This window comes from Sphingomonas sp. DBB INV C78 (genome assembly GCF_042693015.1).
Lineage (GTDB): Bacteria > Pseudomonadota > Alphaproteobacteria > Sphingomonadales > Sphingomonadaceae > Sphingomonas_E.
This window is the reverse complement of the sequence record NZ_CP170544.1, coordinates 2,766,792-2,781,693: the sequence shown is the minus strand read 5'-3', so window position 1 is coordinate 2,781,693 and position 14,902 is coordinate 2,766,792. Positions and strand designations below refer to the sequence as shown.

Annotated in this window: 9 protein-coding genes; all 9 read left to right on the top strand. The window is 59.5% G+C overall.

What is annotated here, in order from left to right:
- The first annotated feature begins 86 nt into the window (after nt 1–86).
- The 9 genes from ACFB49_RS13010 to ACFB49_RS12970 all read left to right on the top strand — a co-directional run bounded on the left by ACFB49_RS13010 (nt 87) and on the right by ACFB49_RS12970 (nt 14,800).
- The gene (locus tag ACFB49_RS13010; RefSeq protein ID WP_380871636.1) at nt 87–773 is read left to right on the top strand and encodes a TetR/AcrR family transcriptional regulator; all 687 of its coding nucleotides are present in this window, start codon (nt 87–89) and stop codon (nt 771–773) included.
- The gene (locus ACFB49_RS13005; RefSeq protein WP_380871635.1) at nt 770–1,855 is read left to right on the top strand and encodes an amidohydrolase family protein; all 1,086 of its coding nucleotides are present in this window, start codon (nt 770–772) and stop codon (nt 1,853–1,855) included. The genes ACFB49_RS13010 and ACFB49_RS13005 overlap by 4 nt, the downstream gene beginning before the upstream one ends.
- A gap of 147 nt (nt 1,856–2,002) precedes the next feature.
- Nucleotides 2,003–2,953, top strand: a complete 951-nt coding sequence (locus tag ACFB49_RS13000; RefSeq protein ID WP_380871634.1) for an alpha/beta hydrolase — start codon at nt 2,003–2,005, stop codon at nt 2,951–2,953.
- 11 nt (nt 2,954–2,964) lie between these two features.
- Entirely contained in the window at nt 2,965–4,899 is a 1,935-nt protein-coding gene (locus ACFB49_RS12995) for an NAD(P)-binding domain-containing protein (protein ID WP_380871633.1), read from the top strand.
- 92 nt (nt 4,900–4,991) lie between these two features.
- Nucleotides 4,992–6,539, top strand: a complete 1,548-nt coding sequence (locus tag ACFB49_RS12990; protein ID WP_380871631.1) for a class I adenylate-forming enzyme family protein — start codon at nt 4,992–4,994, stop codon at nt 6,537–6,539.
- A gap of 4 nt (nt 6,540–6,543) precedes the next feature.
- Nucleotides 6,544–8,280 (top strand): amidohydrolase family protein, encoded by a 1,737-nt coding sequence (locus ACFB49_RS12985; RefSeq protein WP_380871630.1) that lies wholly within the window; start codon nt 6,544–6,546, stop codon nt 8,278–8,280.
- A gap of 302 nt (nt 8,281–8,582) precedes the next feature.
- Nucleotides 8,583–10,277 (top strand): amidohydrolase family protein, encoded by a 1,695-nt coding sequence (locus tag ACFB49_RS12980; RefSeq protein ID WP_380871629.1) that lies wholly within the window; start codon nt 8,583–8,585, stop codon nt 10,275–10,277.
- A 146-nt stretch (nt 10,278–10,423) separates the two neighbouring features.
- On the top strand, nt 10,424–11,911 hold the full coding sequence (locus ACFB49_RS12975) for an aldehyde dehydrogenase (protein ID WP_380871628.1): 1,488 nt from the start codon (nt 10,424–10,426) through the stop codon (nt 11,909–11,911).
- A gap of 486 nt (nt 11,912–12,397) precedes the next feature.
- Nucleotides 12,398–14,800, top strand: coding sequence for a TonB-dependent receptor (locus ACFB49_RS12970; RefSeq protein WP_380871627.1), 2,403 nt, complete (start codon nt 12,398–12,400; stop codon nt 14,798–14,800).
- Nucleotides 14,801–14,902: the final 102 nt, after the last annotated feature.

The window sequence follows — 14,902 nt, the reverse complement described above, 5'->3', positions numbered from 1 at the left end:
TGCTTTTAATTGGACAGTCCAAAAAAGCAACTCTATAGTGCTTTTATATTGCGGCTGCGAGCGAGCTCACCCTCAGGAGTCGACCCTTGGCAATCAAGACGCGGCGCGGCGCGGGCCGGCCCACAAAAGAATCCGCGGCGGAGATCGCCGACCGTGTCCTGGATGGAGCCAAGCGCGCCTTCTGCCGAAGGGGCATTTCTCGTGCACTGATGGACGAGATTGCCGCGGAGGCGGGTGTCACCAAGCACACCATCTATCGCCGCTATCCTCGAAAGTCCGCCCTGCTCGATGCGGTCGTCGAACGCGAGCTTGTTCGTTTCACGCAATGGATGGATTTGTCTGCGCAAGAGGGGAGCGACCCCCTGCATTCGCTGGAGCAAACAGCAGAACGCTTTGCAGACTATGGCGCCCGGCCGGAGAACGTCACCTTTACATTCTTCCTGCTGGCCGAAGGCGCCTTCTCGTCGCAGATGTTCGAGAAATTCCTTTGTTGGGAGAAGCTTGCTGTTCGGCCGCTGGTCGCAAAAATCTCTGCTGCGCAGGAGGCAGGCTACATCATCCCCGGCGATCCGAAAGAGATATGTGAGATCCTCACCGGCCTGATAGACGGCTTCTCACGCGGTCTGCGGCGCCCCACATCGCTGGATGGATACGCCCTGTGGAGGGCGCATTTCGAAGCTCGCTGGGCAACATTCGTCCGCGCTGTGGGAACAGGCTGGCAGCCCGTCCGGAAGCTGGAGAGCGACGTGGCCGCGCTCGGAGCGGCGGCATGAGCGAGGCTGTCCGCACCCGTTCCTTCCAGCAGCTTGAACCCATAATCGAGCCGGGGCTCCGCATCGTCGATGCGCACCATCATCTATGGGAGCATGCCGCGCCGCCGGGCGGGCCGCGTGATGTCCACCCGCTCCAGGCGATGACCGAAATTCTGCCGCGCTATCTGGTGGATGAGTTCATTGCTGACATTGCATGCGGGCACGCCGTCGAAGGGACTGTGTATGTCCAATCCGGACGAGGCTTCTATTGCGCCGATACGCCCACCCATTTCCAGCCAGTCGGCGAAACGGCCTATGTACGACAGGCGGCAGAGGCCGCGCGCGAACGGACGCGCGTGGATATTTGCGCGGCAATTGTCGGATATGCCGACCTCACGCTTGGAGATGCTGTCCAGCCGGTTCTCGAAGCGCATATCGCGGCCGGAGGAGGGCGGTTCCGCGGCATCCGAAACGGGATGGCTTGGGACGCGGATCAGCGGGTGATGGGGCCATTTGCAGGCCAGGCGGGCCTCTATGCGTCAGACAGTTTCCGCAAAGGCGCGAGGCGTCTGGCTGAACTCGGCCTTTCATTTGATGCCTGGCTGCTTGAGCCGCAGTTGCCCGAGCTGGTCCAACTGGCAAGAGCTTTGCCGGAGCTGACGATCATCCTGGATCATTTCGGCGCGCCTTTGGGGATCGGAGCCTATACCGGCAGCCAGAAGGATCGCTTTCCACTCTGGCGAAAGCAAATCGACGAGCTGGCCGCCTGCGAGAATGTTGTGATCAAGCTCGGCGGGCTCGGCATGCCTCTTGCCGGTCTCGGTAGCTTTCAACGCGCGGTGCCTTTGGGATCGATGGAACTGGCGCAATTGTGGTCACCCTATTTCCGTGCTGCTTTAGATGCATTCGGACCGGCCAGATGTATGTTCGAAAGTAATTTCCCCGCCGAGGCCGGATCCGCATCCTACCGGATAATCTGGAATGTATTCAAGATAATGGCTGCTGATTTGGGGATTGGGGAGAAGGCCATGCTCTTTGAGGGGACAGCCCGTCGGACGTACAGATTGGGTGCCGGCTCACCTCACCAAACTGTCACGAATTGAGTTTGATGTTCATCGTGGGACTTGTATAGAGATACCTGAATCGGGGCGCGATAAGCCCAGATCGGAACCGCTCGGTCCGAAAAAATGGCAAAGTCGCGCCGGGCGATCGCCCGGTGGCGGGAGCAGGGTCGCTTGAGATTGGAGCATATGCTGCACGCTGAGACCGAAAATCTTGTCGAGCTGGCCAGGGGGCGTCCGGGGCCGAAGCTGCGCGAGCGAGAGATCGGGGAGGCCCGGCAAGTCGTTCGCGACAGCTTCGCTGCTTTGGACCAGGACCGAGAGAGCGTCGCCGGAGTTCGCGACCTAATCATCGCCGGCTCCGGGGGAGGGCAGCTTGGTTTGCGGGCATATTGGCCAAGCTCTAGGACCACGGACGATGTCCTCCTGTTTTTTCATGGCGGGGGATGGACTTTTGGCGATCTCGAAAGCCATGACGGGTTCTGCCGCACCCTCACCAACAAGCTCGGTTTGCGCGTCGTGTCCGTTGATTATCGGCTGGCGCCCGAACATGTTTTTCCAGCTGCCCATCTCGACGGCGCTGCGGCACTCGACTGGCTCCAAGGTTCCCCTGGCGAGCTTGGGGAAGCTGTTTCCGGCATAGTCCTGGCGGGTGATAGCGCCGGCGGCAACATTGCCGCCGGGTTGGCTGCTGCCTGTCAGCCCAACGATCTGTTACGGGCGCAGTTGCTTTTCTATCCGGTTCTTGACGTCGCACAGCAGTCGGCGTCGTACAGGGAGTTCGGTGAAGGATATTTGCTCGAGGCCAATGACATGGCCTGGTTCATTGATGCCTATATCCCCGACATCGGGGCGCGCGAAGATCCGTGCGTCTCACCGCTTCGGGCCGCGTTCGAGGCTCTCCCGCCCACAATCATTGTGACGGCTGGATGCGATGTTCTGCGCGATGAAGGGCGCGCTTATGCCGCGAGGCTCGCGCGCTTGGGGGTCGACTGCCACTTTATCGAGGCGCGCGGTTTCACCCATAATTGGGCGACATCTCGACGCGTACTGCCCTCGGCCGTGCCGTTTCTGACGCGGGCTATTGATTGCCTGCGTCTCTTTCTCTCGCCTCCGCTGCGCCAAACCCGGTCAGCTTGAAAGGGATCCGGATGTCTGATGCATTCTCCATTGAAATGTTGGACACAGCTGTTGCCGGAGCGCACGTTCCGACGTTGCAGATGGTAATCTGCCACCTGACCGGTGACACTTCCATTCTTCGGCATGACTGGCGTCCGCGGGTCTCGAGTCACGTTTCTCCGGAATCGCAACTGGACCCTGAAGATCAGCAATATGTGCGCTCAGCAGCGCGTGATGCACTCATGAAATATTTCGAGGCAGAAGCCACCTCCTTGCCCGAGCTCAAGATGGACATGCTCGACAAGATGATCCGCTATCTGATCGGCGATGGGGCACCGCAAGCCTATCTTCCATTTCTGGAAGAGGAACTGGGCGTCGCTGATCTGAGGGCGCCGGACTGGAGCACTGCGGACCTCAAGCAGGGTGCGGCTGGCTTGTCTGCGATCATCGTCGGTGCAGGCATGTCTGGCTTGCTCGCCGCGATCCGTCTCAAGCAGGCGGGGATCGCGTTTACGATTCTCGAGAAGAATCCCGAGGTAGGTGGGACGTGGTACGAAAACACCTATCCCGGATGCCGGGTGGACTCGGACAATCAGCTATATTCATATTCATTCGAGCCGAATGCCCATTGGCCCCAGCACTTCTCGACGCAGGAGATCTTGCTCGAATATTTTAAAGGCGTGGTCGAGAAATATGACCTGCGTCCTCACATCCGGTTCGGCTGCAAAGTCGAAGAGGCGAACTTCGACGATGACGAAGAAACCTGGACGATCAGCTTCACTGATGATGAAGGAAGCGTCGAGGCATTGACCGCGAACATATTCGTAAGTGCCGTCGGTCAGCTCAATGTGCCCCGATACCCCGATATTCCCGGGCTCGCCGATTTTGCGGGGCCATCGTTCCACTCGGCGAACTGGCGGCACGATGTCGACTTGCAGGGCAAGCGCGTTGCCGTCGTCGGTACCGGCGCCAGCGCATTCCAATTTGTCCCCGAGATTGCCCCCGAGGCTGCGCATCTCGATGTGTATCAGCGCACGCCGCCCTGGTTGCTTCCGACCCCCCATTATCATGACCCCGTGAGCTCCGGGCAGCGCTGGTTGCTGGCAAACGTGCCCTTCTACCAGAACTGGTATCGCTTCTGGTTGTACTGGCGCACCGTGGATGGAATGCATCACGCCGTGAAGCGTGACCCTGCTTTCGACGGAGGCGGGCGCGCCATCAGTGCGGCCAACGCTGAATTCCGGGCGGTACTGGAGGGATGGATAACCCGGCAGGTCAGCGACACCGCGAAGATCGGGGATCATGTCGTTCCCAGATATCCCGTCGGTGGCAAGCGCGCGCTGAGAGATTCCGGAAAATGGATCAAGGCGCTTGAACGGGACAATGTCGAGCTGGTGACGGAGCCCATCGCGGCAGTGAGACCGGACGGGCTCGAGATGACTGACGGTGAACTGCGTCCCGCCGACGTGCTCATTTTCGGGACTGGATTTCGCGCGAGCGAGTTCCTGTCGACCTATACGATCAAGGGCCGCAATGGCGTCGACCTTCATCAGTCTTGGGATGGAAACGCGCGAGCTTATCTGGGCACGATGGTTCCCGGATTCCCGAATATGTTCATTCTATATGGGCCCAATACAAATCTCGTGATCAATGGAAGTATCATTCTGTTCGCAGAATGCTCGGTCGGCTACATGCTCCAATGCCTGAAGACGATGATAGAGCATGGCGAGCGCGCGATCGAAGTCCGCCAGGATGTCTTCGACAGCTACAATGCCCGGGTGGACGCCGCGAATGCTCAGATGGCGTGGGGCACCGAGGGCGTATCCAACTGGTATAAGAACGCTCTCGGGCGGGTAAGCCAGAACTGGCCGTTTCCCACGGTCGATTACTGGCAAGCGACACGTCGGGCCGATCCGTCGGATTTCGGCCTCGATGCAGCTTCCTCTCAGCAAGCGTTGGCGGTGTAAGCGCCGTGAAACAGCCGAACCTCAATTTGGATTGGCTTGTGCCACCGACCAATCGGGTGCCCATGCCCGGTGCTCCCGCTACGGCTGCCGGCATGATCGATATGCCGGTCCGGGAATATCCGGACAGGATCGGGCTGATCGGGCGGCATGGCCGCTTGAGTTATCTCGAGCTCGACCGCCGCGCCAATGCCGCAAGCGCTTTCTTGCAGAGCCTGGGCGCGAGGCCCGGGGACCGTATTGCAGCTACCGCGAGCAACGGTGCCGATCTTGTTACGGCATTCCTCGCCTGTCAAAGGATCGGTGCCATCTGGGTTGGCATCAACCGCAATTATGCGCCTGGCGAAAAGCAGTATTTTCTCGAGGATTCAGGTGCGCTTTTCTATCTCGCCGACCGCGATGCGGCGATGCAGGCGGGCGAGTTTCGGGGAGCGATCGTCGAGATGGAGCCAGGCGCCACGGCCTGTGCGTGGGCTCTGGGTTTGATGCAGCATCTGGGGCGGAGCCGGCCGGAGCTCGAACTGGATCCGTGGGCACCGGCGGCAATTGCCTATACCAGCGGAACAACCGGTCGGCCGAAGGGAGCGGTGCACAGTCAACACAATATGATCGTCGCTGCGACCATGTCGCAAGTGATGTCGCAAGATGATTCGGAACTTGTCGTTCGCGGCATGACCTCGCCGATGACCATTCTCAACATGATGATCCTCGGCGCCGTCGCGACGCTTTCGCGCGGTGATTGCCTTGTCTGCATTGATCGTACTGACGCACTCGGAGTTGCGGAATGGATTCGCGATGAACGGATCACGACGACAACTCTTGTCCCAACGATTGTCTATGACCTGTTGACGAGGCCAGACATTCCAAGGGAGGATCTGACTTCTCTGCGCTGGCTCGTCGTGGGCGGCGCAATGGTGCCGGAGGGGTTGCCGCGTCTCTACGAGGAGCGGTTTGGTTCCCGCATGACGACCGGCTACGGCCAGACGGAACTGCCTACCACGATCTCGAGGACGCATGATGCCTCCGCATCGACCCAAGGTGCTGTCGGACGTCCGCTTCCGCATCTCGAGGTTTCCATCCGCGACGAGGAAGATCGCTTGCTTCCCGCTGGAACTGCGGGTGAAATCTGTGTCCGAGCGGCCAGCTCGGGGCCCTATGCGCAGGTATATACGCCCACCTTGGGCTATTGGAACCGGCCCGAGGCCACACAGGCGACAATCCGCAATGGCTGGCTCCGAACCGGCGATATCGGTCATCTCGCGGAAGACGGTGACCTGTTCGTCCATGACCGACGCAGCGATGTGATTATTCGCGGCGGCGCGAACGTCTATCCCGCCGAGATCGAGCGTGTCCTGCGATGCATTCCAGGCGTGACCGATTGCGCCGTCGTCGGGCTGCCGGACCCACGGCTTGGCCAGTCGATCGCAGCCGTGATCGAAACCGCGCCAGGTGGCGATGGGGACGCATTGCTCGCTGCCCTGGAAGCGCAGTGTGCGGTGGACCTGGCAAGATACAAACGGCCGATTGCATGGCGCTTTGTCGATGGGCTTCCGCGCAATGCCGGAGGGAAAGTCGTCAAGGCAGGGCTCAAGAAATTGTTCGAACAGGTTCAGCCGTCGCAGGTGACGGATAGAAAAGGATAATCTGATGAGTGCTGAGCTGGACATCATCGTGCGTGGAGGCACGATCCTGGATGGTACCGGGGCGGCGGCGTATACGGCAGATCTGGGCATATCAGGTGGCAAGATTGCGGAGATCGGCAAGATAAGCCGGCGAGCACATGAAGAGTTGGATGCGCAAGGATGCATCATTACTCCCGGATTCGTCGACATCCACACCCATTATGATGGGCAGGCGACGTGGGAGAACTGCCTTCAGCCGTCTTCGGGCCACGGCGTAACCAGCGTAGTCATGGGCAATTGTGGTGTGGGATTTGCGCCGTGCCGATCAGGGGATCGGCAACTTCTCATACAGCTTCTGGAGGGCGTTGAAGACATTCCCGAAGTCGTCATGACCGAGGGCCTTCCATGGACTTGGGAGACCTTTCCGGATTATTTGAACGTACTCGCATCCCGGACCCTGGACGTTGATTTTGCAGCCCAATTGCCTCACTCGGCACTGCGCGTCTACGTTATGGGCGAGCGTGGGGCGAACCATGAGCCAGCGAATGCAGCCGATTTGGCGGCAATGCGGCGGCTTACAACCGAGAGCATCAAGGCGGGCGCAATCGGGGTTTCGACTTCCCGTTCACTTGCTCACAGGAGCAAGGCGGGCGACCTGGCGCCAAGTGTCGGCACCGTCGAACAGGAATTGCTCGCGATAGCACAGGGACTGGGAGACAGCGGCACTGGCGTGTTTCAGTTGATCTATGACGGGCACAGCGGTGCGGAACATGAATTCAGCCTGATGCGTCGGATTGCGGAAACATCGGGGCGCCCACTCTCATTTTCGCTGATGGATCATCCCAACTGGCCCGGTAGCTGGCGTACGATGCTTTCTGGGCTCGAGAAGGCCGTAGCAGACGGGCTGGAAATGCGAGCGCAGATCTTTCCTCGGCCTGTAGGGGTGCTGATGGGACTGCAACTCTCGCTCCATCCTTTCTCATTTCATCCCGGTTACAAGGCGATAGCCAGCATGCCGCTTGCCGAGCGCGTGGCGCGGATGAGGGATCCTGCCATGCGGGCGCAGCTGCTGGCAGAACAGCCCGAATGCCCCAATCCGATCACCCTTCGCCTGATCCAGCGGGTCAACGAGATGTTCGTTCTGGGCGATCCGCCGGATTATGAACCGGACTCCGCCGAATATATCGGCGCGCAGGCCGCCGCGCGCGGAGTGGCGGCTATGGAGCTCATCTATGACGCGCTTTTGACGGACGAGGGCGAAGCGATCCTGTGCCTTCCCGCCGCGAACATGACCGCTGACACACCGTACTCGACCTCGGCAATGATCCGCCATCCAAACACTGTGTTCGGGCTGGGCGACGGTGGTGCGCATTATGGTTTGATTTGCGATGCAAGCTTTCCCACCCATACCTTGATCCGCTGGGTTCGCGATGCATCCGGCGCGGAGCGCCAGGATCTTAGCCAGGTGATCCACAAGCTGACGGGCGGGCCCGCGCAGGCCGTGGGGCTTTTCGACCGCGGATCCCTGAAGCCCGGGATGAAGGCAGATGTAAACCTCATCGATCTCTCAAGGCTGAAGCTGCACGCTCCGCGCGCCAAGCATGATCTGCCCGCCGGCGCACTGCGCATCCGGCAGCAGGCCGAGGGGTATATCGCAACGATAACGAGCGGCCAGATCACCTATCGCAACGGTGAGCATACCGGAGCCCTTCCCGGGCGCCTCGTGCGCGGAAGCCAGCCATCTCCGGAGGCCCACCTGTAGTGTCCTTGAGGGCTGGCGGCAACGTGACCGCCGCCCTCGCGCCATAAAAAGCACTAGACAGTATCTTTTGCTTGCAACGTAATCAGCTTACTGTATAGGTCATACAGGCTGACGAGCTGGAGTCGATTTCGGCCGCTTCGGTCCTCCGAAACATGGATAGCGCGGCCCTGCCAGGGCCGGCGGAGCAGCCACGTATATCGTTAATCTCGCAATGATAGCGCGAGTATTAGGAAGGGAATGGCAAGGTGTCAGTTGTATATGACATGATCATTCGGGGTGGGACCATCGTTGATGGTACCGGAATGCCCAAATGGGTCGGCGACCTCGGCATCAAGAATGGCAAGATCGCAGCAATCGATAATCTCAAGAGCGCGACCGCAACCAAGGAAATCGATGCCGATGGCCTGATCGTTGCACCGGGCTTCGTCGATGCTCACACGCACTACGACGCGCAGATCTTCTGGGATCCTTATTGCACCATCTCTGGCTGGCACGGTGTCACCAGTGTCGTGATCGGAAATTGCGGCTTCGGCTTCGCTCCGTGCCGCCCTGAGGATCGCGACCGCTCCATGCTCTCTATGACCCGGAACGAGCAGATCGCGCTCGAGGCGATGCAGCAGGGTATGCCGTGGGACTGGACGACGTTTCCAGAGTTCCTCGATTCGCTCGATCGCACGCCGAAGGGCGTGAACGTGTTGACCTTTGCTCCGCTATCGCCGCTTATCATCTATGCAATGGGCTCCTTCGCGGAGGCCAAAAAGCGGCGTCCGAATGAGGAAGAGCTGAAGAAGATCTGCGATCTGATCGACAATGCGATGGAGGCCGGTGCTTGCGGCTGGTCTGTCCAGCGCATGGGTGAACATTCGATCCAGCCCGACTTCGACGGCACGCCGATGGTCACCGACATCATGACCGACGAGGAAGGCTATGCTTTCGCCGAAGTGCTGCGCAAGCGCGGTGCGGGCATCATCCAGCTCACCTATGCGCCGTCTGGCGACAAGATGGCCGAGGACTTCTTTGACCTGCCGACCGTCGAGGGCTGGGTAGAGAAGCTGGCGGAGACTTCGGGTCGCCCGGTTCTCCACAACACGCTGCTGGCAATCGACGGAAAGCCCGAAGTGCATCGGCACGCCGTGGAGTGGCTGCAGGCTTGCCATGACAAGGGGCTCATGGTCTACGGCCACGCGGATACCAACCGTAATTTCCAGCAGTTCAATTTCGAAACCTGGAACGGGTTCGATATTGCGCCCAACTGGAAGGCCGCGCTCATGGGAACGAGCGAGGAGCGGCTCGCCAATCTCAAAAACCCCGAGATCAAGGCGAAGATGATCGGTGACAAGCCCTGGCTCGCGAGCTTTGAGGGCATCGGACTTACCGTCGACGATATCGAGGTGCTCGATGGTGCCGGCTACCCCGAAGTCGAAAAATATGTAGGCAAGAATCTCGGCCAGATCGCTGCGGAGGAAGGCAAGGACAATCTCGAGGTGATGATCGACATTGCGGTCGCCTCGGAGCTTAAGGCCACTCTGCGCACGCCGATCGTGCATCGGCCGAACGCCGAATATATCGCCGAACTGATGCGGAGCGGCAAGGCGCTGCCGGGTATCTCGGATGGTGGCGCGCACATGAAATACTTCGTCGGCGGCGCCTATTCGACCGACTTCCTGACCTGGATGGTGCGCGACACCGGCCTGTTGTCGCTTGAGGAAGCCCATCACCTGCTCTCCGCGCTCCCGGCCCGTGTGAACGGCTTCAGGGATCGCGGTACCCTCGTCGAAGGGCAGGCCGCCGACATCATCATCTACGACATGGATGTCCTGAAGCAGGTGCCTGAGGGGCTGTTCGAGACCCGTCAGGATTTGCCGGGCGGCGACTGGCGCCGCGTGCGTTGGGCCGAAGGTTATCGCTGGACGATCGTCAATGGTGAAGTGACCTTCGAGAACGGGGTTTGCACCGATGCCGTTCCCGGCAAGCTCCTGCGCCATGGCCGTGCCTGATCGGGCCTTCTGCTAGATTGTCCTAAAAGGGGGGAGGAGCGTGGCTCGTGCCGTCATCAGGCGGACAGGGGTCACGCTCTTTTTCCGTTCGCGAATTCCAAGAACAATAACGAGGCGAAAGCGCCTTCTCGACAGTGGAGAGGATCATGACCGTCATGCAAACTCCGTCCAGGGTGCACGAGTTGGATCGCCTGTTCATCGGCGGCGAATGGGTGAAGGCAGCGTCCGGAGCCTGTTTCGAGGTCATTGATTCCGGCACCGAAGCGGTGTTCGCCCGTACCGCCCTGGCTTCCGGCGATGAGATGTCGCGCGCCATCGCGAGCGCACGAACCGCCTTTGATACTGGACCGTGGCCGCGAATGACGCATGCCGACCGGGCCAGCTATTTGCGGGCAATAGCCGCAGGTCTGCGCGAACGCGCAGGCGAGTTGGGAGAATGCTGGACCCGCGAGACCGGCGTGTTGCACAGCGCGGCGCTTCATGTCGGCGCCGGAGTTGCCGGCATGTTCGATTATTATGCGGATCTGGCGGATACATTCCCATTCGTCGCCGAGATGGCTCCGACTGCGGGCGGCGATCATGGCCTGCTGGTGCGGGAGCCGGTCGGCGTGGTTGGCGCGATCATTCCATGGAACGGCCCGCTCGGAATGATCGGGGCGAAGGTCGCACCCGCGCTGATAGCCGGCTGCACAATCATCCTCAAGGCTGCGCCAGAGGCACCCGCCGATCCCATGATTGTAGCGGAAATAGCGGAAGCAGCGGGGCTCCCGCCCGGTGTTCTGAATGTTGTCGTCGCTGATCGGGAGATTTCCGAGCAGCTCGTTCGCGATGCTCGTGTCGACAAGATAACTTTCACCGGTTCAACCGCGGCCGGGCGCCGCATCGCATCGATCTGCGGTGAGAGAATCGCGCGTTGCACGCTTGAACTTGGCGGCAAGTCTGCAGCGGTCCTGCTCGATGATGCCGACATTGAATATGCTGCGCGCCACCTTGCGGCATGCGAAACTTTGCTGACCGGTCAGGTCTGCTCGTCGTTGACGCGCATTATCGTCCCACGTCGGCTGCAGAACGATTTCGTCTCGGCATTGGCGGCGGCGTTCAATGAGGTCAACATTGGCGATCCGTTCGATCCGGCGACCGGCATGGGGCCGCTCGCAACGCAGCGCCAGCGCGATCGCGTGGAACATTATATTGCTAAGGGTATCGAGGAGGGCGGCCGCTTGGTCACCGGTGGCCGTCGACCAGATCATCTTGCAAAAGGATGGTTTTTTGAGCCTACGATCTTCGATAACGTGGATAATGGGTCGACCATTGCCCGCGAAGAGATATTCGGCCCCGTTCTGAGCGTAGTCCCGGCCGACAGCGAAGCGGATGCGGTCCGGATCGCGAACGACACAATCTACGGATTGAATGCCTCGGTATTCACGGCCGATGTCGATCGTGCCCTCGCCATCTCGCGGGAACTCAGATCCGGAACGGTCGGACACAATGCCTGGCGGTCGGATTTTGGTGTCGCTTTTGGAGGCTTCAAGCAATCCGGCATTGGCCGGGAAGGCGGCAGGGAAGGGCTCCTGCCATTTCTCGAAACAAAGTTCATCGTCCTGGACGGAGTGCCGCAAAAGATCGACGCCTGAGCTGCCGGCCAACCCGGGCAGCATTGAGTGCGCGAAGGCCGGTCGGCATGGCATCGGTCGATTCATATAGAGTGCTCTAAATTGGCGCTGATCGCTCATCATTTCAGCATTTTCGAAGCACGGCCTTCCGGCATCATCGCCAACCAAAGGGACTCGAACTTGCAGGATTTCACTTACTTTCGCAGCAAAAACCGCGCCTTCCCGAGCGAGCAAAGCGTCCGGCGATCCGGCCCAGCAGAATGTTGACAGGCACAGATATCGACTGGACGCTGGTTGCTTATTCAGGTATCTCAATAAACTCTTGCTGCCTTGGAGGAGGGATTCGATCAAAGCAGTCACCCTTAATGCGATCAGTGAATTGTCGGCCATCTGGATAGAGCCGGAACGGTTTCGCGCCCGCGTCAGAAAGCGGGTTTCAATTCACGGCGCATCTGGTGACCTTCAGGCAGCAAGAAGAAGAACGAACAGCATAAAGCGGGAGAGGGTATGACTTTGAAAGCATGGATCCTGAGCGGTGCCTCGCTCGTGATCATGTCGTCTGCTGCCTACGGGCAATCGACGGCGCCGAGCGACGACGGTCAGCATTCAAGGGCGGTCGAATCGGGGGGGATTGAGGATATCGTCGTAACGGCTCGCAAGCGGGCTGAGCTGTTACAGAGTGTTCCGGTCGCGATTTCCGCATTTAATGCTGAGAGCCTTGAGGAGAAGCGGATCGTCAGTGTCCCCGATCTTGCCAAGAATACGTCAGGGCTGACACTGCAATCCAGCACTACGACCCAGCAGTTCTCCGTGACAATTCGTGGTCAGAATACTCTGGATACCACACTCAACCTCGATCCGGCTGTCGGCATGTATGTTGATGGTGTTTATGTCGGTCCGGAGATCGGGAATGGCACGGCGCTGAACTTTGATGATGCCGCGAGCGTCGAGGTTCTGAAGGGTCCGCAAGGAACATTTTACGGACGCAATACGTCCGGTGGCGCCATCAAGCTCGATCACGTCGTCCCTGAATATGAGATTGACGGTTGGGCAACGGCCGAACTTGGTAACTATGATTATCGCAAGATTGCCGCGGCGGTAACCGTTCCATTGGTTAATGAAATAGCGACGGTGAGGCTATACGGTCGCTATAGCGACCGTAGCGGTTATGGTTACAACCCGACACAGGGTGTCGACGTCAACGACAGCGAGAATTACGCATTCGCCGGCACATTACGGCTCGATCCGGCTCCCGGACTGCGGATTGTCGTTCGAGGGTCCTACGATCATGACAGCAGCGGCGGGCCGAGCATTCGACCGGTCGCCCTCGCCGGCGGCACGAACCTCATGACACTTGCGATCGCGCTCGAGAACGGGCTTCCCCTGCAACCCGACGGCAGCCTGAGCGATGCGACGGCCGCACAAGCGCGAGAGCTGTATTTCGCGAATGCCCCGAAGGGATTCTACGATATGACCAGCCGTTTCCCGACGCGGAACCGTCTGGAAATCTGGGGACTATCGGGTATCATCGATTACGACGTTTCCGATTACATCCAGATCCGCTCGATCACCGGCTATCGTGACATCGATACGTATCGCGGCGTCGACTTCTCAGGTTCGTCTATCGTCACGAATGTTGCGACGGAGCAGCCCCTCAAATATCAGCAGTTCACCCAGGAACTGCTGCTCAACGGGCGTTCTGTGGATGACAAGCTTAAATATACGATCGGCGCCTTCTATCTCAATGCGGATGGCCGCGACATCGCCCGGGTGGCGACGGTGCCGATCCTCGGCGAGGCTTTCGGTGCTGCCTCGCCGATCCCGACGGGCCTGAGCATCCAGGATGGCGAGGTCGACAACCGCAGCTACGCGGCTTACGCGCAGCTGACCTACGAAATTCTTCCCCGTCTGAATCTTACCGGCGGGATCCGGTATACCAAGGAACATAAGGATCTGACGACGCACAATCAGTTCCAGGCGGGAACCTACAATCGCGAGATCGGCTTTGTGGACGTGCTTCCGCCGGTGCTCAATGAGACGGTTTTCTGCAGCGAGCAGACCCAGGGCGTGGGCGATGCCTGCTCTTCCTTTCAACCTTTCTCGTTCTCGAAAACAACCTATACGGCCTCCGTCGACTACGCGATTGACGACAATATCCTGGTCTATGCCAAATATAGTCGAGGTTTCCGAAGTGGCGGTGGTCAGTTGCGTTTGGGCGGTGCCGGCGCTCCGCCCTTCGGACCCGAGACGGTTGACGATTATGAGATCGGCCTCAAGGCGGACTTGTTCGATCGTCACGTGCGCCTGAACCTGGCATTGTATAATGACGATTATCAGGGACTTCAGAAGACCTTTGTGCAGGTGGTCAACGGTCAGGTCGGTGCGGTTGTTCAGAATGCGGGCAAGGCGCGCGTGCGTGGCATCGAATTCGACGCGATCGTGAAGCCGATCAACGAGCTTACGTTCAGCTGGACGGGTGCCTATACGGACGCTGAATATGTGGACTTCAAAAGTCCGGTGACGGGCGCCGATCTCTCGGCCCAGAAATTCCAGGGTGTCGCGGAGTTCGTTTGGACGCTGTCGGGACAATTCAACGTGCCGACCCCATTCGGGAGCCTCGAGGGCAATCTCGCTTATTGGCATACGAGCAACGTTCCGCTCGATCCGGACGGCGGACCGACCGGTTTCGGAGATGCTCCCTGGAACATCCAGAAGCCGTACGGATTGCTGAGCGCTCGCCTGGCTGCGAATATTCTGGATGAACGTCTCACCATCGCTCTCTGGGGCAAGAACCTGCTCGACAAGAAATATTTCACGTTCAGCACGGATCTTACGTCGTCGCTTGGACAGGCAATCAGCTGGGGCGGAGCCCCGCAGACCTTTGGCGTGGAAGTGAGCTATCGCTTCTAAACCGTGCCCGCGAAATATCTCAACCGCCCGGTCCCGGTGAGGTCGGGCGGTTGCCGCCACCGCTGACGCGGCGTCTCGAGGGATATTCATTGAGGTACTTCA